The following is a 23,192-nucleotide window of genomic DNA, read 5'->3' on the forward strand; positions in this document are numbered from 1 at the left end:
CTATTATACTAGAAACAGGGACGAATTTCAAGTCCCAAACTGCTTGGGATGGAGAGCAATTTCGGCAATTACGTCATCGTGCATGAATCTTGGCAGGCGCTGATCTCAACGATGAGAGGAGAACACCATGCGAGCAACGGATATCATTGTACACAAGCGCGACGGGCATGAACTGAGCGCGGAGGAACTACAGTTTTTCATCCAGGGCTACACCCGCGGCGATATTCCCGATTACCAGGCCGCGGCGTGGGCCATGTCGGTCTACTGGCGGGGGATGACCCCGCGCGAGACGGCCTCGCTGACGCAGGCGATGGCCTTCTCCGGCCAAACGCTCGACATTCACGATGTCGCGCCGTTTGTGGTGGATAAGCACTCCTCCGGCGGCGTCGGTGACAAGACGAGCCTGGTGGTCGGCCCGCTCGTTGCCAGCCTGGGCGTACCGGTCGGCAAGATGTCCGGCCGCGGCCTGTCGTTTTCCGGCGGCACCCTGGACAAGCTGGAGTCTATTCCCGGCTGGCGCGCGGACTTGACCTTGGATGCCTTCAAGCACCAGCTCGCAACCGTGGGCATGGTCATCGCCGGGCAGACGCACGACCTGGCCCCGGCCGATGGCAAGCTGTACGCGCTGCGCGATGTGACGGGCACGGTGCCCGCGCTGCCCCTCATCGCCAGCTCAATTATGTCCAAGAAAATCGCCAGCGGCGCGGATGCCATCGTGCTCGATGTCAAGACCGGCAGCGGCGCGTTCATGAAGACCCTCGCCGAGGCCGAGGCGCTTGCCGCCCTGATGGTGCAGATTGGCCGGGAACTGGGGCGCCACATGAGCGCGGTCATCAGCGACATGAGTCAGCCGCTGGGCCGCGCCGTCGGTAATACGTTGGAGGTCAAAGAGGCCATCGAGACGCTGCATGGCGTCGGGCCGGCCGATTTCACCGACCTGGTGTTGACGGTGTCCGCGGAGATGGTGCGCTTGGCGGATGTGGGGCTTGGACGAGCGCTGGGCGACGAACGCGCGCGCCTGGAAGAATCACTGCGCAGCGGCGCAGCCTGGCGCAAGTTCCGCGAGTTCATCCGCGCGCAAGGCGGCGATGTGGCGACGGTGGATGATCCGGAGCGACTGGCGCAGGCGGCCATTGTGGCGCCCTGCCTGGCGCCCGTCGCCGGCTACGTCGCGGCGATCAACACGGAAGAAGTGGGGCTGACGGTGGTTGACCTGGGCGGCGGACGCGCCAAGAAGGGCGATCCGATTGACCCGGCCGTCGGTCTGATCTTTCGCGCGCGCCTGGGCGATTGGGTGGAGGCCGGCCAGCCATTGGCCCTGGTTCATGCACAGACGCCCGCGGCGCTGACAGCCGCGCAGGCGCGCCTGACCGCAGCCATTCACATCCAGGCCGAGCCGGTAGCCGCGCCGCCGCTGGTGCACAAGATCATCCGCGGTTGAGATCAGCTTCGGCGTGCGTGGGTCATACTGCCAGTATGCTGCACGGCCTGTCTACGCGCTGGGCGGGGCCGCCGGTTCGCTGCCCACGACACGCTGGGCCAGGGCCTGATAAGCCTGGGCGCCCTGGTGTTTGACCGCGTAGTCAAGCATCGCCTGGTTGGCGACGGTCGCTTCAGGAAAGCGAATGCTCTTTTGAATGACGATATCGAAGACCTGGTCGCCAAACACGGCGCGCATTTCTTCCACCACCTCACGGGCGTGAATCGTGCCTGTCGAATACATGGTGGGCAGAATGCCGAGGATGCGTAATTCGGGGTTTAGGCGCGCCCTGATCTTGTCAATCGTGCTGAGCAGAAGCCGAATGCCGCGCATGGCAAAGTATTCGCATTGCAGGGGGATCAACACTTCTTGACTTGCACACAGTGAGTTGGCCGTGAGCAAACCCAGGCTGGGCGGGCAGTCAATCAGGATGAAATCGTACCATGCCCCCAGTGGTTCCAGAATGTGGCGCAGAATCAATTCACGGCGGATTTCCGCAATCAGCTCAATCTCTGCGGACGACAGATCAATGTTGGCCGGTATCAGGTCAATGTAAGCCTGATAGGGGCGGATGACCCGACTGATTGGCATCTCAGGCGTCAAGAGGGCATTGTAGATCGTCAGGTCCAGGCTTTCCGGCTCCAGGCCCAGCCCGGCCGCCAGGGAACCCTGTGGATCCATATCCACCAACAGCACCTTCTTCTTCATGCGCGCCAGCGCGACGCCCAGGTTGATGACGGTGGTCGTTTTGCCGACCCCACCTTTTTGGTTGGCGACTGCGATCGTTCGAGCCATGTGATTCTCCTCAGTCTGCGCGTGGATTGGATGGTGTTCCATTCACGGGGGGAGTCAGGGGCGGCAGTTGAGCAACGATATCAGCCAGTTGGGCATAATCGGCGGCGCCCCGGCTGCGCGGCGCGTACTCGAAGATCGTCTTGCCTTTGCCAGGCGCTTCCGACAGCGATGTGTCAATGCGAATGGGAAAGGTGACCTTGTCGCCAAAATCGGCCTTGAGCGACGATAGAACTTCGGCGCTGACGCGGCGGCGAGCGTCGAAGAAGGTGGGAATGATCAGGCGAATGGCGGCGCCGCGCCCAAGCAGGCGGCTGATGGAGCGCAGGTAGGCCATGAACTGGCGCGCGCCGGCCAGGGCCAACATTTCCATGGAGACGGGGATATACACTTCTTCCACATAGGCCACCGCGTTGATAGTCAACAGCGAGGCTGACGGCGCGCAGTCCAAGATTTGATAGTCATAGTTGACCAGATCGCTGAACAGCTCTGTGAAAATTTCCTCGCGCGCCACTTCAAGCACCATGCGCTGCTGCGCTTTGAACAGGCCGAGATCGCTCGGAATCAGATCAAGGTTGGGGCGCGCGGGCAGCACACATTCGGCGGCCGTCGCCTTGCGCATGAGCACATCTACCAACGATTTCTTAACTTGAGTGACGCCCAAGGCCAGAGAGACATTGGCCTGTGTATCAGTGTCAATCAGCAGCACGCGCTGCCCGCGCTGCGCCAGGGCGGCGCCCAAATTGACGCAGGTGGTTGTCTTGCCGATACCGCCCTTGAGTCCCAGAATGGCAATTTTGCGCATACGATTTCCTGTAGACAGGGTCGAGTGGTTGCGTCAGGCTGTGCGGTCCTGCGCGCTGTTGATCCTTCACGGCGCCTAAGCGAAGCGTACACGCGCCTGCGGCGGCAGAATGAGTGCCGCCGCAGGCGCAGCAACGCCCGGCTGACCGCAGTTGCGTACGGCCCAGGCTGCGCGGCTTACGCTGCGGGCGCGACCTCGCGGTAGACCGCCATGGTGGATTCGGCGATCACATCCCAGGAATAGATTTCTTGCACCATGCGGTACGCATAGTCAGCCCGCAGGCGAGCCGTTTCTGGCTCGCGCAGCACTTTGCTGATGCCCCAAGCCAGCGAGCCGGGGTCGTCAGGAAAGACCGTAATCGCCGTCTTGTCATGCGCCACCACTTCCGCCAGTCCGCCCACGCTCGCCACCACCAGGGGAGTGCGCGCGGCCATTGCCTCCAGCGCGACAAGGCCAAACGGCTCGTAGAGCGATGGAAAGACGGCTACGTCGGCCATGCAGAACATGCGCACGGCCTCCTCGTCGGTCACGAAACCAGGAAACATCACCTTGTCGCCGATATGCAGGGCCGCGGCGCGCTGCTTCAACTGTTCGAGCAGCGGCCCGCGTCCAGCAATGACGAAACGCGCCTGCGGGAAGGCATTGAGGACGAACGGAATTGCTTCAACCAGGACCGATGCGCCCTTTTCGTGCACCAAGCGGCCAATGTGAAAGACAATGTGTTCGTCAGGCTGCGCATACCTTTGCCGCTCCACGGTATTGTCTCGGCCGCGCTGCTCATCGAAGGCCGCCGTGTTGACGCCATTCGGGATGACGCGAATCTTATCAGGATTCACGTCAAAAAACGACTGCACTTCATGGCGCATGTAGTCGCTGACCGTGATGATGCGAGTCGCCGTATGCGCCAGTTCGATTTCGGCGTCGTGGATTTTCTGCGACAGGGCATTGGGCAACCAGCCGCGGTTGCGACCACGCTCCGTGGCATGGAAGGTAACGACGAGCGGCGCCCCATGCGCCCGATGCACGGCCGTGGCCACAAAACCCACCAACCAGTCGTGCGCATGGATCAGATCGAATCCGCCGACCTCCTGCCACAGCGTTTCGATGTATTGCTCCATGACCCTGTTGACCTGTTGGGCGCCGCCAAAAATATCGCCGGAATCAGGCAGGGGCGCCTCCACGCGATGCACAGTCAGGTTGCCTAACGCGTGGTAAGGGTCCCCGCCGCGATGCCGTGGCGTAACCAGGTGCACAATCAAGCCAGGATGTTGACATAAGGCGGGCAGCAGGTCTGAGACATGCCGACCCAGGCCGCCTTGCAGATTCGGTAGATATTCCCATGAAATCATCAGTAGACGCATGAGTGATTTCTCCTCTACGGGCACTCATCTTTGAGCTTGCTCACGCGACTGCCTGGGGTTCAGCGGAAAACCGTGCGGTTTTCTACGCGGTACAACCGGGCGGGAGCTTCTTCCCAGGATCGCTGGGCATTGAATCGAATCTTTCCTGACACGCCTTGTCGTTCGACCTTACGTAAGGTCGCCAGGACAGTGACGCGCTGCGGCTGCTCGCTGTCCTCGATCGCAGTGAGCAGCGTCATGGTCGCATCGTACGCCAAAGCGGCGTATGCGCCGGGGGCGGCGCCTGTTGCGGCTTGATAGGCCTGGCAAAAATCACCTGCCTGCCCAGCACAATCAGGTAACTGCAGCGATGTCGTCCAGGTCAGGCCGTTGGCAGCATCGCCCGCGCGGGCCGTCACTACGGATTCTGCCACGGACGGCCCTGCAAAACAGAGTGTAATAGTACGCACACAAGGAGAAATTGTCAACTGGCGGGCTACGGCTTCAGCATCGCCCGTCAAGACGATCACCTGCGCGCCCGCGGAACCTGCTGCTGGCAGTAAGGCGATCAGGCGCGTGGCCCAAGCCGCGGTTGCGCCTCTGATTTCCACATCGGCGCCAGGTGGCACGGCAGTCAGCAGCGCCTGCGCCAGCGCGTCATCCCCCGCGAACAAGCGATAGGCGTTTGGCGCCAGCGCCAGGTCTGCGTCCGGCAAGGCCGCGGGAATGATGGCCGCCAGACCGGCGCTTTGCAGGGCCGGCGCTGCGGCTTGCGCGGTTTCCGTCTGCCACGGACCGATGATGGCAACAACCCCTGGATCAGCAGCCAGCGCGGCCACCTGACGCGCGGCCGTTGCGGGCACGCCATCGTCATTCAGCGCGACCAGCTCGATGCCGTAGCCGGCTGCGCCGCCGGCCGCATTACGCTGCAGCAGGGCCAGCTTGACCGCGGCCAACACCTCGTATCCCAGCGAGCGATGGACGCCTTCGAACGGCGCGATCAGACCGATTTTCAGTGTCGGACGCGTGGCGGTGCAGCTCGTGAGCAGCGTCACGCATGCGATCGTCACGAGCCAGCCAGCAAAGCGAAATCGGAGCCAGTGCGCAAGGGAGGAGTTCATGGGCATGTTACGGGTTCGGCAATGACAAGGCGGGCGGTCGTCGCATGACCGTCCGCCCTGAAGACTACTTGCGATTTTCGTAGGCTTTGACATTGGCGGCGTGTTGTTCAGCGGTGACTGCAAACACGTGCCCGCCATCGCCCGTGGCCACGAAGTAGAGATATTCCGTCGTCGCCGGGGCGATGACCGCTTCGATCGCCGTGATTCCTGGGCTACAAATCGGCCCAGGCGGCAAGCCGGTGTAGAGATAGGTGTTATAGGGCGACTGAACGGTCTGGTACTCCTCCAGCAGCACGGGCGACTTCCACCACTGGCCCGTCGCCGGCTGGTAGCCCATGGCATACTGAACGGTGGGATCAGCGTTCAGCAGCATGCCCTTGGCGACGCGGTTGAGATACACGCTCGCCACGATCGGCCTCTCGTCGAGGCGCGGGGTCTCGCGTTCCACGATTGCGGCTACGGTCAGCAGTTGATGGAGCGACAGGCCGCGTGTTTGCGCCTGGGCGATCATTTCCGGCGTGACCTTGTCCGCGAAATTGTCGAGCATGCGCCCGATCAAGTCTGCCGGCTTGGCGTTTGCTGGCAAGCGGTACGTGTCGGGAAACAGATAGCCTTCGAGGGACGCGCCGGGCGGGCGGTTTGCCAGGAAAGGATATGTCTTCGTCAAGCCAATCAGTTTCAGGTCGGTGGTGCGCACCGCGGCCAGGAATGCAGATCCATCCATGATCTTCTGCTCAGTCAGCAGATCCGCAATCTCTTCGGCCCGCAAGCCTTCGGGAATGGTGACGCTGACTTCGATGAAGCGCGCTTTTTGCAACGCCGCGGCAATTTCAGGCATCGTCATGGAGGGTGAGAGCAAGAAATCGCCAGCTTCCAGACTCAGATCAATGCGGTTGTAACGCATGTAGAGTCGAAACAGGGCCTCATCAGTGATGAAACCGGCCTGCAGCAGCCGGTCAGCCACCACGGTGGCCGGCTCGCCAAGGTTGACTGTAAATGGCACCAGGGCGGTGGCCTTGGGGTTGGCGGGCCGTTCCACATCGGCCTGGCGCATGCGCAGGTAGAAGCCGATGAACGTGTTTTCCAGGTTGTCAAGGCTGAGGGCCTGGCTCAGGCCTTGCTCGTCAGCCTGAATGAACTGCGCATTGGCGGTCGCTACCTCGGCGTGCAATTGGCTGCGCAGGTGGGTCAGGATCGTCTGGCCGATGAACACAAGCGCAATGACAACGCCGGCAAAGCCCAGCAGACGTACGATGTTGCTGACGTTGAGCGCCCGACGCAGTTGATAGCGCCAGTCTCCGCGGCGATGAGCCTGCAATTCGGCCAATTGACGTTGACGCCGCATGAGCTGCTGACGTTGTAGATTATCTTGATTCGGCATGATTCAAATAGCTCTGTAATATGATGGCCGCGGCCACGGCATCTACGCCTGGCGCGTCTCGCCGGCGGCGTCCCATGGCGCGCAGGCGCTCTTCCGCTTCGAAGGTCGAGAGACGCTCGTCCCAAAGCATCACCGGCACGGGTACCACGGCGGCCAGGCGCTGCGCGTAGCGTTCGGTCTGTTGAGCCTGTGGTCCCACCGTGCCGTCATCGTTGAGCGGATAGCCCACCAGGAGCCCTACGGCCCGTTGTTCTGCGAGCAGGCGTATGACGCGCGCTTGATCTTCCGCGCGCGCGCCGCGTTCAAAAACGGTCAGCGGGCGGGTCAGCATCCCCCGCTCATCGCACACCGCCACGCCCACGCGGCGGTCGCCCACATCCAGGGCCAGCACGCGGCCGACCGGTAAGGCTTGCGCCAGGATGGCGCGGGGCGCTTCGTCTGTTGCCATGACATTTCCTTCAGTTGCCCGGCTCGATTGCACGATGATCCCATCAGTTGCTGGCCAGGGCATGGGCATAGTCCACCTGGACATGCACGCGGAAGGGGATCGCCGGCAAATGCCCGAGCCAGTTTGGCTCCACGGTGATGCGCGGCGCTTCTTCCAACTTCCACTCGCGCATCAGCAGTTCGGTGGCGGCCGCGGGCGTCAACCCGGCCACGGCGGCGCGAATGCGCGCCTGATCGAGATCTCCCACCACCACGCCCGAAGCCGTCACGTTGAACGTCACGACCTTGAGGGTGTTTTCCTCCAGGACAGTGAAATTGCTCGTGTTGTACTGAACCGAGTTTGCCAGCAGGTGGCTGCCGGGCGTCATTTGCCCTTGCAGGGCGCGCAGGGCCAACGTCTTGCCGCCCTGATCGTTCACGGCAATGGCGCGAGCCAGGATGCGCATGGTGACACCCAGGGTATCCCTGGCTTCGTCTGTAAACGAGTCGAAAACCAGAGACATGACGAAAGTCTCAACGGATTCGGGCGGCACAAATTCGCCCTCTTTCAACTCCTCGCTCAAGCGCTGGTAGGCTTTCTGTTCCAACTGCTGCTGCAAGGTCACACGCAAGCGCTCTTTGTCAGCCGCAGTCACGGTGCCGCCCTGGCGCACGGTGCCGCCGCCCAGGCCGCGCTGGTTGATGACCCGCAAGCTAACGCCCAGACCACCATCAATACGGCTGATCGCGCCCGCGGCGACGTTGCCGGACGGGCCGGGGTCCACGGCTTGCACCGCGACCGTGGCTTGCGCGCCCACAGCCCCGCCGACGGTCACATCGGACAGGGTCTTGAAACGGACGTTGCTGCCCGAGGAGGTGCGCACGATGGTGCCCGCTGGTACGACGACCGACTGGCTGCGCAGGTTGACGAACGTGACGCTGCCCGATGCTGCCTGGTCTGGCACATCGCGCTTCCCCGTCGTGGGCGCCTTGCGCGACTCTTCCACGAGAACCTCGATCCGTCGCGCTGGCACCAGGTTGTTCGTGAAGTCCACTTGTTCCGTAGCCGCACTGGCGCGCACGTTAATGCTGGCGATGACCGACTGCCGCGAGGGGATGACGGTTACCGTGCCAACTGGGATCGTCAGGAGCACCGCGCCGATCACGGCGACGCCCAGGATGCCGATAAAAAGGAACATGCCTGCTGCGCGCAGCCAGGGGGCGCCGTCGCGGCGCGCGCTGATCGCCAGGATTTGGCGGTTGCGCGCGCGCGCCGCGCTCCGCTGCTGACGCCAGGTGAGCCAACGCTTGGCTGCGCGCGCCGGCGGCATGGCCGACTGATCACGTGCGGGCGCGGCCAGGCGCAAGGGCGGCTGGGGCCATGTTTCGGCCGCAGCCGCCTGTTCCAACCGCGGAAACACGGGCAGCCCACACGCACGGCCTGCGTCTTGTGTGGGCAGATGACGCGTCACCAACGCTAATTCGACGCCCTGACGTTGTCCCTGGCGCATGAGCAGGTCGAGGCGCACGGAATTCGCCAGTTGATGCGCGCCGTCCGCCACGACCAAAGCGACACGTCCGCCATGGATGGCCTCCAGTCGCTGCTGCAGCGTCGCGATTTTGTCGTCAGGGAGAACTGAAATCGTCTCGATCATGCTTATGGATTCGCTCAACTCAACTTTGTCTTGACCCAGGGCAGCACCAAGGCCAGCGCGTCCGGCAGCTTGCTGGCATCCTTGCCGCCGGCCTGCGCCAGGGTGGGACGCCCACCGCCGCCGCCGCCGATCACCGGCGCAATGGCGCGGATGATTTGTGCAGCATCTACGCCGCGCGCAGCCAGATCAGCCGTCACGGCCGCGAGCAGGTTCGGGCGACCGCTCAACGTCGCGCCCAGTACAACGACCGACGGGCCGAGGCGGTCGCGCAGCCAATCGCTCATCTGGCGCAGGGTGTCTATGTCGGACACCGCGACTTGCGCGGCCACGACGGCCGCGCCGTTGACGGCGGTTGCTTGGGTGAGAATCTGCTCGATATCGCGCCTGGCGATCTGTTGGCGCAGGCGCGCAACTTCACGCTGCAAATCTTGCACGGTTTGCTGCACATCGGCCGCTTTGGTTTCCACGGCTTCTTCGTTGGCGCCCAAGATGCCGGCTGTGTGACGCAAGGCCATCATACGCTGCTGTGCATACTTCTGGCTGCCGCGGCCCGTCAGCGCCTCGATGCGCCGAATGCCTGAGCCAATGCTGGCTTCACTGACAATGGTGAACAGCCCGATGATGCCAGTCTCCGGCAGGTGCGTGCCGCCGCACAGCTCCTTGCTGACGGCCGTGTCCGGCGTTTGCCCGATGCGAATCATGCGCACCTCGTCGCCGTACTTTTCACCAAACAGCGCCATCGCGCCTGCACTAACAGCCTCCTTGTAGGTAGTCACCGTGGCCGTCACCGGGTAATTGGTCAGGATGGCATCGTTGACGCCCTGCTCGATGCGCAGGCGCTCGTCCTCACTCAACGCGGCGTTGTGCGTAAAGTCAAAGCGCAGACGATCCGGCGCGACCAGGGAGCCGGCCTGGTGGACATGCGTGCCCAACACCTGACGCAGCTGCGCGTGCAGGAGATGGGTCGCCGTGTGATTGCGCATGATATCCAGCCGTCGTTCTTCATCAATGCTGACCAGCGCGCGCACGCCCACGTTGACCGCGCCCACCAGCACTTGCCCAACATGCACAGTCAGCCCAGGCACTGGACGGCGCACGTCGTTGACCTGCACCTGCCACGCACCGTCATCTGCGCTGATCCAACCGGTGTCGCTGACCTGGCCGCCCTGCTCGACGTAGAACGGGGTGGCCGGCGCAACGACCTCAACGTTCTCCCCGGCTTGCGCGCTGTTCACCGCCTGGCCGTTGACAAACAAGCCGGCCACATACGTTGGCACGCGCGTCGTTTCATAGTAAAGATGCTCCACGCCCTGGCTGTCTAAGACGGCTTCTTCGCGCAGGTGTTCCAGCAGATCAACGTAGCCCTGCAGCGCGGCATTATCGGCCGCGACGAAGCGCGTTGCGCTGCGTGCGCGTTCCTTTTGGTCACGCATGGCCTGCTGGAAACCGCGCTCGTCCACACTGAAACCGGCATCGTTGGCCGCGTCGCGCGTCAGGTCCAGCGGAAAGCCGAAGGTGTCATACAACTTGAAGGCTTCGTCTCCGGGCACCAGGCGGCTGGCTGCCACGTCGGGGCGGGTCATGATCTCTTGCAGCAGTTCCTCGCCGGTAACTAACGTGCGGCGGAAGCGCTCTTCCTCCAGGCGCACCACGCGCAGGATGAAATCGCGCCGATCCAGCAGCTCGCGGTAATGCGGCCCCATCGTCTGGATGACCACATCCACGGTGTCGGCCAGGAAAGGCTGCTGAAAGCCGAGCTTCACCCCAAAGCGCGCCGCGCGGCGCAGGAGCATGCGCAGAACGTAGCTGCGCCCCGCGTTGCCGGGCAGCACGCCGTCGCCGACCAGGAACGCAATTGCGCGGCTGTGGTCGGCAATCACGCGGTAGCTGACGTATTTCTGCGCGCGTTCCTCCGCGCTGTGATGCAGCGCCGCTTGCACCTGATCGAAAATCGGCTGGAAGAGATCGGTGTCATAGGTATTTTGCTTGCCCTGCAGCACCAGGCACAACCGCTCGAAACCCATGCCGGTGTCAACGCTCGGCCGCGGCAGCGGCGTCAACGCGCCCTGGCTGTCGCGATTGTACTGCATGAAGACCAGGTTCCAGATTTCGATGTAATCATCGTCTACGTTGACGCCCGCGGCCGTCTGCTGCGTCAGGTCACCCAGGTAGTAGTGAATCTCAGAGCAGGGTCCGCACGGCCCGGTGTCGCCCATGGACCAGAAATTGTCTTTCTCGTCGAAGCGCAGCACGCGGTCGGGCGCCGCGCCGGTCTCCACCCACAACCGCGCCGCCTCGTCGTCCGTGCGATAAACGGTGAACCAGAGGCGGTTGATGTCCAGACCCAGTTCCGTGACCAGGAAGCGCCAGGCAAAGGCGATCGCCTCTTTCTTGAAGTAATCGCCAAAGGAAAAATTGCCGAGCATTTCAAAGAATGTGTGGTGACGCGGCGATGGGCCGACATTTTCCAGGTCGTTGTGTTTGCCGGAGACGCGCATGACTTTCTGCGCGGTCACCGCGCGGCGGTAGGGCCGCTTCTCCGTGCCGAGAAAGGTGTCTTTGAACTGCACCATGCCGGCATTGGTGAAGAGCAGCGTGGGGTCGCCCACCGGCACCAGCGACGAACTAGGCACCAGGGTATGGTCGTTTGCCACAAAGAAATCAATGAATTTTTGCCTGATCTCGAAACTCGTCAACATCGTCAGCCCTCCATTCCAGCAAATCCAACAAAAAAGCTCGCCCTGACAAGGACGAGCGCAATGACCCGTGGTACCACCTTTGTTGAGCGCCAGCGCGCTCCGCTTCACGCCCTGGTAACGGTGGGATGCCGGCGACCCATACTCACGGCCCAAGCGCCGCTTTTACGGTCGCGTCTCAGGAGGGGCTGGCAGTTCAGGATAACACCGGTCTTGCACCATCACCGGCTCGCTGTGGTCAGGGCCTGCCCTGCGCGTCTCCGTCACAGACATTGAATTATCGTGCATGATTGTAACATCACCGGCGAGGGTTGTCAAAAACAACCACTTTCAGCCCTTGTCATGCTCTGCGCACTGGCTGTCGTGTTGTCTTCCTCATGATCGCCGCATGGCTTCTTAACAAGTTCTAAAAATCTTCCTGCTATGATCGCTGCATGACGTAGAATACTACGCATGAAACAAGAAGGGAATCAATCATGTCACGTTTCTGGATTTTGACCGCCATGGCGGCGCTGCTGGCGCTCTCCCTGGTTGGCTGCGGATCAAGCGCAACCAACGCGCCCGCATCTGTGATCGTCACGAATACGCCGGCTGCTGCGAGCCAGGCTACGCCGACCGCCGCAAGCCAGGCTACCCCAGCCGCTGCGAGCCAGGCTACGCCGACCACGCCCGCCGCCGAGGCCGCGGCCGCCAAACTCAATCTCAATACCGCGTCGAGCGACGAACTCCTGGCGGGCGTGCCTGGTGCGGGCAGCCGCATGGTGCGCGAGTTCCTGGAATACCGGCCCTATGCCAGCATCCTACAGTTCAGGCAGGAACTGGGCAAATACATCAGCGCCGAGCAGATTGCCGCCTATGAACAGTACGTCTACGTTCCGATTGCGGTCAACACGGCGGATGCGGCGACCTTGCAGCAGATTCCGGGGTTGGATGCTGCCGCGGCGGCTGCGCTGATTGCGGCCCGGCCCTACGCCTCCCACGCGGACTTCCTGGCCAAACTGGCCGGCTATGTCTCTGAGACACAACTGGCTGCGGCCAGCGCCTATCTGAGCGCCCCATGAGCGCTGACGCTGTTCTGGCCCGCCTGCGCCGCTTTCTGCTACTGCTCTCCGGCCTGCTGCTGGCGGCCACGGTGGTGGAATTGATCTTCATCGGTCATACCGATGGGATTCAACTGCTGCCGTTTGGCCTGTGCGCGCTTGGTTTGATTGCCGTTGTCTTGGCCTGGCGACGACCGGAGAGGCGAGTGCTGATGGCGTTGCGCGTCTGCATGGCGCCGGTAGCCCTCGGCAGTCTGATTGGCGTCTATGAGCACATCGCAGGTAACATCGGCCTGCTGTTGGAGGTCACGCCGAACGCGACCACGGGCAAGATCATCACCAAAGCCTTAGGCGGCGCCAACCCCCTCCTGGCGCCCGGCATGTTGGCGCTCGCGGCGGTGCTGGCCGTGGCTGCCACCTACTACCACCCATCGCTGGCCGATGCAAAGGGCGCCAGCGTGCGGAAATAGCGAACGAATGATGCACGAGCCGCCGCCTGGTTTGTCGCCAGCGGCGGTTCGGGCGATAATGCAAGCACTATGCCACAAACGATTTTATTGGTTGATGATGAAGCCCGGTTGCGCGCCATGCTGCGCGTTTACCTGGAGCAGGAAGGCTACCGCGTGGTCGAAGCTGGTCATGGCCGCGATGCGCTGTACGTCGCGCGCCACGAAAAACCCGATCTGATTATCCTCGACTTGATGATGCCAGAGATGGGCGGCTACGAGTTCATGCGGGTCTTTGCCAAAGAGGCGAACACGCCCGTCATCATGCTCACGGCCAAGGTGGAGGACACGGACAAGATCCTGGGCCTGGAGTTGGGCGCGGATGATTATGTGACCAAACCGTTCAATGTGCGCGAGTTGATCGCGCGCGTGCACGCGGTGCTGCGACGGCTGCAAAAATCACAGGCCGAGCCGGACATCCTGCGGGTGGCTGATGTCACCCTCGATCGCACCGCCTGCACCGTCAAAGTGGGCGAGCGTTACGTTGATCTGACTCCATCGGAGTTTGGGCTGTTGGCCGCGCTGATGGCCGCGCCTGGCAGGGTCTTCTCGCGACTGGATTTGCTCGACCTGGTCTCAGGCGATGCGTACGAAGGTTACGAACGCACGATTGATGTGCACGTGCGCAACCTGCGCACCAAAATCGAACCGGACCCCCGCCGTCCCAGATACGTGGAAACGGTATACGGCATGGGCTATCGTTTTGCACCCGAACGCCCGCCCGGTTCGGCTGAAAATCAGCCGTAGCGCGGCGCTACTCGCACAGGATTCGGACTGCTGATGCGCTCACTCACCTGGAAGCTCACACTGGCTTTTCTCCTCGTTGGCCTGATCGGCGTTCTGCTGGTCGCACTGCTGGTCTCTCAACGCACGCGCTCGGAGTTCGACCGTTTTCTGTCCACGCGTGATCGCACCGTCCTTGTCAACGCGCTGGCCGATTACTACGCCGGGCACAATTCCTGGGATGGCGTGGGTTCTATGTTGGCTGCGTCGCCGCCGCTCTCACTCTACATGCGCGGCGTTGCTCTGCTTGACGCTCATGGTGTTGTTGTGCTCGCCAACCAGGGGTATGAGGAAGGGGAGCGCGTGCCTGGCAGTCAACTGGGTGCCGCCGCCCCGATCACTGTGAACGGTAAGATAGTCGGCCTGGCGCTGTTTGGCGCATCCAGCGATGAATCAGAACGGCCGAATCCTGTCTTTTCACCGGAGGCCGACTTTTTGCAGCGGATTGCAGGAGCCACCATGGCCAGCGCCGGCGTGGCCGCGCTGATGGCGCTGCTCTTGGGCGGCCTCCTGGCGCGCACGCTGACGCAGCCGCTGCGTGAGCTGACCGCGGCCACGAAGGCAATGGCCGGCGGGCAGTTCGAACAGCGCGTCCGTGTGCGCTCGCAAGATGAAATTGGCGCGCTGGCGGCCTCGTTCAATCAGATGAGCGCCGATCTCCAGCAAGCCAGTCAGGCGCGCAAACAGATGACGGCTGACCTGGCGCATGATCTGCGCACGCCGCTGACCGTCTTGCGCGGCTATACCGAGGGCTTGCAGGATGGGCGTTTGCAGGGTTCGGCCAATCTTTACGGCATCATGCATGGTGAAGTGGTCCACCTGCAGCGCCTGGTGGAAGATCTGCGCACGCTCTCGTTGACCGACAGTGGCGAACTACCGCTCAACCGCCGCGCGGTGGATCCCCGCGCCCTGCTTGAGCGCACCGGTCTGGCCTACATCGTACAGGCCGCACAGCAAGGCATCGCCCTGCGCGTCGAAGCGCCTGAGTCGCTGCCTTCGATCCATGTAGATACTGATCGCATGACGCAGGTGCTCAACAACCTGGTCTCGAACGCCCTGCGCCACACGCAGCACGGGGAAATCGTCCTGTCCGCCAAAGCGGTGGGCGCGGCGGTGCAGATGATGGTCAGCGATACCGGCATTGGCATCGAAGCCGCAGACCTGCCCCTCATTTTTGACCGTTTCTACAGCACCGACAGAGCGCGCCAGCGCAACGACAGCGACGCCACGGGGCTGGGCCTGGCGATTGCCAAGGCGATTGTCGAAGCGCATGGCGGCAGTCTGACTGTGGCCTCAAGCCCCGGCCAGGGCACCACGTTCACCATGACCATCGCCGCGGCAAGCGCCTGATCGGCGCAAACTGGAATTCAAGAGGAAACGTTTCGTCTGCAAGACAGCCGCCGGGGTTTTAACGTGCGGCCGCGCGGGCTGTTCGCCTGACCACGGCCGCGAGCTGGCTGAACACGGTCATGATGCCAACGGCGATCAGCAGTTTGGCGGCCACAGCCGACGGCAGGTAGTAACGCGGCCAGTTCAAGCGCACAAAAAAGAGGATGAAGAGGTAATTGACGCCCAAGAAGACGAGCGGCGCCGCGATAGGCGCTGTCTTCTGTTGCTGCCAGGCTTTGAGCACGCGCCCGGTCGCCGCTGCACAGCCAACGATCAAGAAAACCCAGTCGAAAGGGAACGCGGCCAAATCCACGAAGAGCGAACGGTGAATGGCCAGCAGCCGCGGCTGCGTCCAATTGCCGATCGGGAGCTGAGTCTGCATGAAGTCGCGCCAGCGCACAAACATCTGCGGGAATTCAATCAGGTGCGCCAGGTTGCCCACCTGGGGATAAGACCGCGAGATTGGCCCAGCGGCCAGCTGTCTAGTCGCGGCTGCGGTCAGCAACGCGCGGGTCTCGGCCAGCAGCGCCGTGGCGTTGAACTGCTGCCAATTGGGCCAGAAAAATGGATTCAGCAGATAGACAGTGATGACGGCCACGACCGTGAAGAGTGCGGCATAACGCAGCGCGGCGCGCCCGCTGATGCGGCCCTGGGCAAAAATGTAGGCCAGCAGCGCCAGGAAAACCAGTCCACCGACGATGATCCCGGTCACTTTGACAGCCGCGGCCAGGCCTGCGCACAGCCCGGCCAATGCGCTGGCCGCGAGATAGGCGCGCCGGCTTGAGCGTTTCACCAGCAGACCGGATGCAAGGCAGCCAGCCAGTAAGAAACTGACGTAGTGAACATCGGTCATCGCGCGAGTGGCTTGCGTCACAAACCCGCTGGTGGACAGGAGGAGCGCAACCGCCAGCAGGCCCGCGGCTCCATTCACCCACCAGTATCCCAGGCAAAACAAGAGCAAGCAGCACAAGACGCCGAACGCGGCGCAGGCCAGGCGGGCCACGCGCAGCACATCGGCTGGCGGCACTCGTCCTTCGGCCTGGTTTTGTTCCAGCGAATGGTCGAAATTGTAGAAGCGCAGGAATTCGGCGCCGCCGCGCGCGGTTTCGTAATAGACTTTGAGCGGAGCGCCGATCAACCACTTCCCGAGCGGCATGTTCAGCCCGCCCCAGGGGCCGCAGGCCTGGCATTGCCACTTCTCCCACGTCAAATCTCGCGCCAGCACCAGGTCCGTGTAATAAGCGCCTGAGGAGATCCAACCGGTCTCATCGCCGTCGAACGGCGTCCGCGGCGTCTGGCGGTAGAGGACAATCGTCGCCAGAATCGTTACGGCCAGTAGGCCTGCGCAGAACGTAACATAACGGTGATGCAGCCATGATGGCACGGTCAAGATTCACTCCAGCAACGAATAGACTGTAGTTCACTTTTGTCCCTTGCCGCTTGTCGGTATAGGACGAACCAGCGCGGAGCTGTCACACAGAGCATCTTGACATCACGGCCTTAACAGTCGAGCAAACCCAGCTTGCTCAAAATGATGGTCGGTGGTTAGAGCTTCGACGATGCCTCGCTGTTGCATAACAACGAAACTTGCACAATCCACGAGGCTCCATTCCTTGTCCGGTCGCTGCTTCAGCAGTTGCCAGGCAGTTCTGTCCAGAATGGGGTCGACATGAATAACTTCGAAGTAGGGAGAAGTCCGTATCCCATCAACCACCGCAATGATCCGCGTTCGGGGAAGTCGCAGCGGACTCGTCAGGAGGGCAACGAGTTCGATCATCACGTAGTTGGTCGTGACCATCTTGAATCCCCGCTGGCGAATGTCGCGATACACTCTGGCCGCAGTTTCGAATTGTGGCTGAGTCTTGTCCACAAGATTGGCCCACCCGGACGTGTCGGCAAAAACCTCAGGAGTTGGCACGGTCTTGCCCTTCGGAGTCGCGCAGTTCTACCAGCAGCGCCTTGCCGATGTATTCATCGTGGTGATCTGCCCAATCAGGGAAATCGCTGCTAAAGGCGCCGATGAATGGCTCAAACGGATCATCTGAGAGACTCTGTGTGGCGGTTACCAACCACTGCACCGCCACAATTTCGGGGCGTTGGCTTTGTTGTTTGGCGGTCTTGGTGAGGGTTTCGTACAACTGCTCGGGCAGTTCCAGCAACAGTGTGTGGGTCATTGTTCACACCTCCTATTTCCGTTTCATATCTAGCGCGATTATAGGGCAACTGCCTTGCCAGGTCAATTGTTTGCGTAAGCGAACCCTGATGAAGTTCAATGGGTGGCTGCACATTGGGCACCTTGACCGCGGCGCCGGGGCATTTGAGGTCTTTACATCGGGCGCCGGATTTCTAGCAGAAACCCCGGCGCCTGGCTGTTTAGTGTCCGAGCAAGGCCACGCTTTCCTCGCGAGGATGGTAGTTCAGCGCGGCGAAGCCGAACTGCTGCAAGAGCGCGCGCACCTGGTTGCAGCGCGCTTGCAGCGGCGCCTTGTTGATCTTCCAGGTGCCATTGACCTGGTTCACCACCAACTGGCTGTCGCCCCAGATGTCTGCAAAGAGCTGGGCGGGAGTTCCGCCGGCCGCCTGCACGCGACCAACCAGGTCTTGCAGTGCGTTGATCAGGGTATCGTACTCGGCTTCGTTGTTGGTCACGCGGCTGCCAAACGTCAGTCGGATGATCTCTGGCTGCGCTTGGCCCGGCCACAGCAGCGCATAACTGCCGTAGCCTTGCCCTGGATTGCCCTTGCTGCCGCCGTCGAAGACCACGCGTACGCGAATCTCGGCCGGGGCTGCCGCCGCTTTGGCGGCTGCAGGTTTTTGTGTGCGCGACGCCGGTCGCGCGGGAGACGCAGCCGACACAGGCGGCGCCGGTCGCAGGTCAATCAACCGCGGCGTTTCCGGTGCAACAGGCGCGTTGGCGCGTGCTGGCGCCGAAGGCAGTGGTGGTCTTGCTGGCGTTTCGACGGCCGGCGCTCGCGGCGGCTCCATTGGATGAGGCGCCGCGGCGGCTGCGCTCTCCAGCCCGTCGCTGCCCTCCAGGTCATGTGCGCTCAATAGTCCCATGCGCTGCGCGCGCCGAAACAGGCGGCGCCGGTCGGCCGCAGACAGGGTCAATATCTGCGCCAGCAGGTCATCCACGCTCATTCGATTTCCTGATCCTGTTCGACGGCGCTGTGCGGACCTTGACGGTAGACGTCGTACAGATAGGCCAGGTTGGCCTGGTGGAACCGCTGCACGAGGCCGCTGAGGGGAATGCGTGACTTGCCGCAGGCCTCGATGTCAATGGTCAGCAGCTCCTGACGCGACAGCCGTTCGCGTACGTATTGCCGCGCCAGGCTGTCAATTTTGTGCAAGTACGCAATGTTGCTCGAAATGATCTCATTGATCTCGCCGCGCAAGAGAACTTCGCCATGCCCCTGCACAATGTTCTCCAGGCCCAGGGCCGCAATGACCTCTAGCGACTTGATCATCGCATGAGCATCGCCGCCCACAATGTAAGGCACAGGCATGACGGTGTCGCTGGCAAACAAGACCTTGTCTTCTTTGACAAAAACGCTAACCACGTCCGCGCTGTGTCCCGGCGATTCACTGAGCACAATCGTGCGTCCGCCCAGCCGAATCGTCAATTCCTCTTGAAAGACCAGACCCGGTAGGCGAATCTGCACCTCATTCAACTCTGGCGTGTGCTCACGCGCATCGCGCAAACCCTGCTCTGCATGGCGTCGCATCAGATCGCGGCAGCGCCGATGCGAAATCACTTCGGCTTCGGGATAGAGATAAGCGCCATAGATATGATCGGCATGGGAATGGGTCAGCACGACGTAGCGAACGCCATGACTGCTCAGCGAACGACTGCGCGCAAAGTCACGCATCTCGCGTGATTCGCTCGGATAGGGTAACGTGTCAATGACAAGGGCGCCCTCACTGGTGAAGACAACACCCCCAGTGACCTGGGCAAAAAGGCTGCTGGTGAAGACCCAAATGTTGTCGGCTACACGTTCTCGCTGCATGGCTTCTGACGCTCCTGACTTTCAGTCTCAAGATAAGCAGAGAATAGCATAACCGTGGTGTCATGTCAAGGAGATTATTGCTCTGGCAACAAAAAACGGTCACTCTCAGGCGAGAACGACCGTTGATGAGGGCAAAGTGCCCCGCCGTGCCGTGTGCCAAAGGGCCTGAACCTGCTTGCGCAGGTGGGCGCCTGTCCAGGGACATCAACCTTGCTCGCAAGGAGCTAACGCCTAGCCCCCAGAACATCCGGCACCCGATTATCAGGTGTTGGCTCAGAGCGCTTGGATGACATCACGCACACCGCAGGGTACTCTAGCGCTAGTTTAGCACATCCGACAATTTCTGGCAAATTAGGGTGATTTTTTGGGCGCGCTCGCCTGCTGTTGCAGATAATGTTCTTGCAGGCTGCGCACTTTGAGCTCTTTGGCCTGCAGCGCGCGGATGCCGTTGACGGCCGCCTGCGCGGCGCTGAGCGTCGTCATGAGCGGCACGCCGTGGCGCACCGCTTCTGTGCGAATGGACTTGCCGTCATCGAACGCGGTTGGGCCAAGCGGGGTGTTGACAATCAGGTTGATTTTGCCAGCTTTGATCAAGTCCACCACGTGCGGCGATCCCTCTTTCACCTTGTTCACGGGGGTGGCGGGCAGCCCGGCGCGCACCAGGGTTGACGCCGTGCCGCGCGTCGCCAGCAGGGTGAAGCCCAGGCGATGCAGGTCACGCGCAATTTTGAGAATGCTGCCTTTGTCGAAGTCGTTGACCGAGAGGAACGCGGCGCCTGCCAGCGGCAGACGTTCGCCGGCCGCCATCTGGGCCTTGGCAAACGCATGACCGAAACGGCTGGCGTGGCCCATGACCTCACCGGTGGACCGCATTTCCGGCCCCAGGAGCGTATCCACGCCGACGAACTTCTTGAACGGCAGCACGGCCTCTTTCACGAAGAAGCCGTCAATCGTCGGTTCGGTGGTGAAATGCAATTCAGTGAGGGATCGCCCCGCCATGACCTGCGCTGCGATCTTTGCCAGCGGCACGCCGGTGGCCTTGCTCACAAAAGGTACGGTGCGGCTGGCGCGCGGGTTCACTTCCAGCACGTAGACGATGTCATCCTTGATCGCGTACTGAATGTTCATTAGCCCGCGCACGCCCAGCGCCAAACCCAACTTCTCGGTATACTCGCGCATGATGCTCAGATGATAGTAACTGATCTTGTACGGAGGCAAGACGCACGCGCTGTCGCCGCTGTGAACGCCAGCCTCTTCGATGTGCTGCATGATGCCGCCAATGACCACGCGCTCGCCATCGGCCACGGCATCTACATCCACCTCGAATGCGTCCTCCAGGTACTGATCAATCAAGATCGGGCGTCCTTCGCTCACCGCGGCCGCTTCCTGCACAAAGCGCGCCAAGGAGTCGTCGTCGTAGACGATGGCCATGGCGCGGCCGCCTAAAACGTAACTGGGGCGCACCAGCACTGGATAGCCAATCTGTCGCGCCACGCGCCGCGCCTCGGCCACGGAGACCGCCATGCCATTGGCCGGCGTAGGAATGTCCAACTCGGCCAGCAGATTGCCAAAGCGTCCTCGATCCTCGGCCAGATCAATCGCATCCCACGTGGTGCCCAGGATCGGTACACCCATCTCGGCCAGCCCGCGCGCCAGGTTGAGCGGCGTCTGCCCACCAAATTGCACAATCACGCCAGAGCGCAGCCCGCCAGTCGGCGCACCGGTTGGCGTGTTGTCGTTTTCGCTAGGCGTCAAGTCGGATAGGTTTCGGGTCTCAAGATTCAGCGTCTCCCCCAACTCTCGATCCACGATGTTCAACACATCTTCCAGCGTCAGCGGCTCGAAATAGAGACGGTCAGAGGTGTCATAATCGGTGCTCACGGTTTCCGGGTTGCAGTTGACCATGATGGTTTCGTAGCCGAGATCGTGCAGGGCAAAGGCCGCATGGCAGCAGCAGTAATCGAACTCGATGCCTTGCCCGATTCGGTTCGGCCCGCCGCCGAGGATAATCACTTTAGGGCGGTTGCTGGCAGGCGCTTCGTCATACGTCTCATAGCTGCCATAGAGGTAGGGCGTGAAGGCTTCAAACTCGGCCGCGCAGGTGTCCACACGCTGGTAAGTCGGCGTCAACCCCAAGGCTTTGCGGCGCATGCGCACGACCTGCGCTGGCGTCGGCGGCGAACTGCCAAGCTGGGGCGCCTGGCTTACCGGTGTTGCCTTTGAGTGATTGGGCGCGATTCCTGGGCGCTCTGCGCCAGCCGTCAATTCGGCAATCTGCTGATCAGACAGGCCAAAGCGCTTCGCCTGCCGCAGCAGCTCCACCGGCAATGCATCCAACGTATAGCGCGCCACGCTTTTTTCCATCTCAACAATCTGGCCCATTTGCGCCACGAACCACGGGTCAAAACCGGTCCAGGCTGTGATCTGCGCTTGGCTAACGCCCTGACGAAGCGCCGCGAACGTGATGAAGATGCGATCTCGGGTGGGCGTGCTCAGGCGCACGGGCAGCGACGCCAGCGACTCGGCGCTTCCGCGGGCAGGTTTCCATTCGAGCGCACGCAGCCCTTTGAGCAGCGCCTCTTTGAAGGTGCGGCCGATCGCCATAACCTCGCCGACCGATTTCATCTGCGGCCCCAGGGTGGGGTCCACGTTGGCAAATTTTTCGAACGCCCAGCGCGGAATTTTCACCACCACGTAATCAATGCTCGGCTCGAACGCAGCCACTGTTTCGCGGGTGATATCGTTCTTGATCTCATCGAGCGTATAGCCCACGGCCAGCAGCGCAGCCATTTTGGCAATGGGAAAACCGGTGGCCTTACTGGCGAGCGCGCTGGAGCGGCTGACGCGCGGGTTCATTTCGATGACGATGACGCGGCCATCAACCGGATTGGTGGCGAACTGCACGTTGCTGCCGCCCGTTTCCACGCCCACCGTGTCCATCACGATGCGCGCCTGGTCACGCAGCCGTTGATACTCTTTGTCGGTCAGGGTTTGCGCTGGCGCCACCGTGATGGAGTCTCCCGTGTGCACGCCCATCGGGTCGAGGTTCTCAATCGAGCAGACCACAACGAAGTTGTTGGCGCTGTCCCGCATCACTTCCAGTTCGAATTCCTTCCACCCCAAGACCGATTCTTCAACCAGGCAGGTATGCACGGGGCTTTCACGCAGGCCAAATTCCATCTTTTCGACGAAGTCGTCGCGATCAAAGGCCGTGGCTGCGCCGGAACCGCCGAGGGTAAAACTGGGCCGAATGAGCAATGGAAAGCTGCCAATTTCCTCCGCAATCGCCAGCGCCTCGTCCACGGTGGCCGCCAGACCGGAGCGGGGCACGCTCAGCCCGGCGCGGATCATCGCCTCTTTGAAAAGCAGACGGTCCTCGGCTACTTTCATCGCGTTCAGGCTGGCGCCGATCAACTGCACGCCGTGAGCTGCCAGAATTCCCTGTTCGGCCAGGGCCACGCCCAGGTTGAGGGCCGTTTGCCCGCCGACGGTTGGCAGAAGGGCATCCGGGCGTTCGCGAGCGATGATCTTCTCCACGATCTCGATCGTCAGCGGCTCGATATAGGTGGCATCGGCCAGGTCTGGGTCGGTCATCACGGTGGCGGGGTTGGAGTTGACCAGGATCACGCGGTAGCCCTCGCGCCGCAGCGCCTTGACTGCCTGTGTGCCGCTGTAGTCGAACTCGGCCGCCTGGCCGATGATGATCGGGCCGGCGCCCAAGATCAAGATGGAATGAATATCGGTTCGTTTTGGCATGGTCTATCCCGTACG

At 62.0% G+C, this 23,192-nt stretch carries 19 protein-coding genes and 1 other RNA gene; 5 read left to right on the forward strand and 15 right to left on the reverse strand.

Annotated elements, in window-relative coordinates; all coding sequences use genetic code 11:
- The first annotated feature begins 127 nt into the window (after positions 1–127).
- A complete protein-coding gene (locus tag ACPQ6D_RS11475) occupies positions 128–1,441 on the forward strand; it encodes a thymidine phosphorylase (protein ID WP_423224462.1) in 1,314 nt (437 codons plus the stop codon).
- A 51-nt stretch (positions 1,442–1,492) separates the two neighbouring features.
- On the opposite strand, the gene ACPQ6D_RS11480 is transcribed toward ACPQ6D_RS11475, so the two are convergent.
- The 8 genes from ACPQ6D_RS11480 to alaS all read right to left on the reverse strand — a co-directional run bounded on the left by ACPQ6D_RS11480 (position 1,493) and on the right by alaS (position 11,705).
- Positions 1,493–2,275: a ParA family protein gene (locus tag ACPQ6D_RS11480; protein ID WP_423224463.1), complete on the reverse strand. Its 783-nt coding sequence runs from the start codon at positions 2,273–2,275 to the stop codon at positions 1,493–1,495.
- Between the two features lie 10 nt (positions 2,276–2,285).
- Positions 2,286–3,077 (reverse strand): ParA family protein, encoded by a 792-nt coding sequence (locus ACPQ6D_RS11485; protein WP_423224464.1) that lies wholly within the window; start codon positions 3,075–3,077, stop codon positions 2,286–2,288.
- 176 nt (positions 3,078–3,253) lie between these two features.
- Positions 3,254–4,438 carry a glycosyltransferase family 4 protein gene (locus tag ACPQ6D_RS11490; RefSeq protein ID WP_423224465.1) on the reverse strand — a complete coding sequence of 395 codons (1,185 nt, stop codon included), beginning with the start codon at positions 4,436–4,438 and terminating at the stop codon, positions 3,254–3,256.
- Between the two features lie 59 nt (positions 4,439–4,497).
- Positions 4,498–5,472 (reverse strand): ABC transporter substrate-binding protein, encoded by a 975-nt coding sequence (locus tag ACPQ6D_RS11495; protein ID WP_423224466.1) that lies wholly within the window; start codon positions 5,470–5,472, stop codon positions 4,498–4,500.
- A 130-nt stretch (positions 5,473–5,602) separates the two neighbouring features.
- Positions 5,603–6,919 carry an endolytic transglycosylase MltG gene (mltG, locus tag ACPQ6D_RS11500; protein WP_423224467.1) on the reverse strand — a complete coding sequence of 439 codons (1,317 nt, stop codon included), beginning with the start codon at positions 6,917–6,919 and terminating at the stop codon, positions 5,603–5,605.
- Positions 6,903–7,367 (reverse strand): Holliday junction resolvase RuvX, encoded by a 465-nt coding sequence (ruvX, locus tag ACPQ6D_RS11505; protein ID WP_423224468.1) that lies wholly within the window; start codon positions 7,365–7,367, stop codon positions 6,903–6,905. The genes mltG and ruvX overlap by 17 nt, the downstream gene beginning before the upstream one ends.
- 43 nt (positions 7,368–7,410) lie before the next feature.
- The gene (locus ACPQ6D_RS11510; protein ID WP_423224469.1) at positions 7,411–9,000 is read right to left on the reverse strand and encodes a baseplate J/gp47 family protein; all 1,590 of its coding nucleotides are present in this window, start codon (positions 8,998–9,000) and stop codon (positions 7,411–7,413) included.
- Positions 9,001–9,014: 14 nt separating this feature from the next.
- Positions 9,015–11,705 carry an alanine--tRNA ligase gene (gene alaS / locus ACPQ6D_RS11515; RefSeq protein ID WP_423224583.1) on the reverse strand — a complete coding sequence of 897 codons (2,691 nt, stop codon included), beginning with the start codon at positions 11,703–11,705 and terminating at the stop codon, positions 9,015–9,017.
- 467 nt (positions 11,706–12,172) lie between these two features.
- On the opposite strand from alaS, the gene ACPQ6D_RS11520 reads away from it, so the two are divergent.
- The 4 genes from ACPQ6D_RS11520 to ACPQ6D_RS11535 all read left to right on the forward strand — a co-directional run bounded on the left by ACPQ6D_RS11520 (position 12,173) and on the right by ACPQ6D_RS11535 (position 15,375).
- Positions 12,173–12,757: a hypothetical protein gene (locus tag ACPQ6D_RS11520; protein ID WP_423224470.1), complete on the forward strand. Its 585-nt coding sequence runs from the start codon at positions 12,173–12,175 to the stop codon at positions 12,755–12,757.
- Complete coding sequence (locus ACPQ6D_RS11525) at positions 12,754–13,206, forward strand: hypothetical protein (protein ID WP_423224471.1); 453 nt, start codon at positions 12,754–12,756, stop codon at positions 13,204–13,206. The genes ACPQ6D_RS11520 and ACPQ6D_RS11525 overlap by 4 nt, the downstream gene beginning before the upstream one ends.
- A 69-nt stretch (positions 13,207–13,275) precedes the next feature.
- Positions 13,276–13,989: a response regulator transcription factor gene (locus ACPQ6D_RS11530; protein ID WP_423224472.1), complete on the forward strand. Its 714-nt coding sequence runs from the start codon at positions 13,276–13,278 to the stop codon at positions 13,987–13,989.
- Between the two features lie 33 nt (positions 13,990–14,022).
- A complete protein-coding gene (locus ACPQ6D_RS11535) occupies positions 14,023–15,375 on the forward strand; it encodes a sensor histidine kinase (RefSeq protein WP_423224473.1) in 1,353 nt (450 codons plus the stop codon).
- A gap of 58 nt (positions 15,376–15,433) precedes the next feature.
- Here the strand turns inward: ACPQ6D_RS11535 and ACPQ6D_RS11540 are convergent, their stop codons facing one another.
- From ACPQ6D_RS11540 to carB, 7 genes are all read right to left on the reverse strand, one after another.
- Complete coding sequence (locus ACPQ6D_RS11540) at positions 15,434–16,798, reverse strand: phospholipid carrier-dependent glycosyltransferase (RefSeq protein ID WP_423224584.1); 1,365 nt, start codon at positions 16,796–16,798, stop codon at positions 15,434–15,436.
- Between the two features lie 108 nt (positions 16,799–16,906).
- Positions 16,907–17,332 carry a type II toxin-antitoxin system VapC family toxin gene (locus ACPQ6D_RS11545; RefSeq protein ID WP_423224474.1) on the reverse strand — a complete coding sequence of 142 codons (426 nt, stop codon included), beginning with the start codon at positions 17,330–17,332 and terminating at the stop codon, positions 16,907–16,909.
- Entirely contained in the window at positions 17,319–17,588 is a 270-nt protein-coding gene (locus tag ACPQ6D_RS11550; RefSeq protein ID WP_423224475.1) for a BRCT domain-containing protein, read from the reverse strand. Before ACPQ6D_RS11550 ends, ACPQ6D_RS11545 begins: the two co-directional genes overlap by 14 nt.
- A gap of 199 nt (positions 17,589–17,787) precedes the next feature.
- The gene (locus tag ACPQ6D_RS11555; protein ID WP_423224476.1) at positions 17,788–18,555 is read right to left on the reverse strand and encodes a reverse transcriptase-like protein; all 768 of its coding nucleotides are present in this window, start codon (positions 18,553–18,555) and stop codon (positions 17,788–17,790) included.
- Positions 18,552–19,421: an MBL fold metallo-hydrolase gene (locus ACPQ6D_RS11560; RefSeq protein ID WP_423224477.1), complete on the reverse strand. Its 870-nt coding sequence runs from the start codon at positions 19,419–19,421 to the stop codon at positions 18,552–18,554. The genes ACPQ6D_RS11555 and ACPQ6D_RS11560 overlap by 4 nt, the downstream gene beginning before the upstream one ends.
- Before the next feature lie 134 nt (positions 19,422–19,555).
- Positions 19,556–19,734: non-coding RNA, 6S RNA (gene ssrS / locus ACPQ6D_RS11565), on the reverse strand.
- 38 nt (positions 19,735–19,772) lie between these two features.
- A complete protein-coding gene (gene carB, locus ACPQ6D_RS11570) occupies positions 19,773–23,177 on the reverse strand; it encodes a carbamoyl-phosphate synthase large subunit (protein WP_423224478.1) in 3,405 nt (1,134 codons plus the stop codon).
- Positions 23,178–23,192: the final 15 nt, after the last annotated feature.

The organism is Candidatus Amarolinea aalborgensis, assembly GCF_900491745.1.
In the GTDB taxonomy this organism is placed as follows: Bacteria; Chloroflexota; Anaerolineae; order SSC4; family Amarolineaceae; genus Amarolinea; species Amarolinea aalborgensis.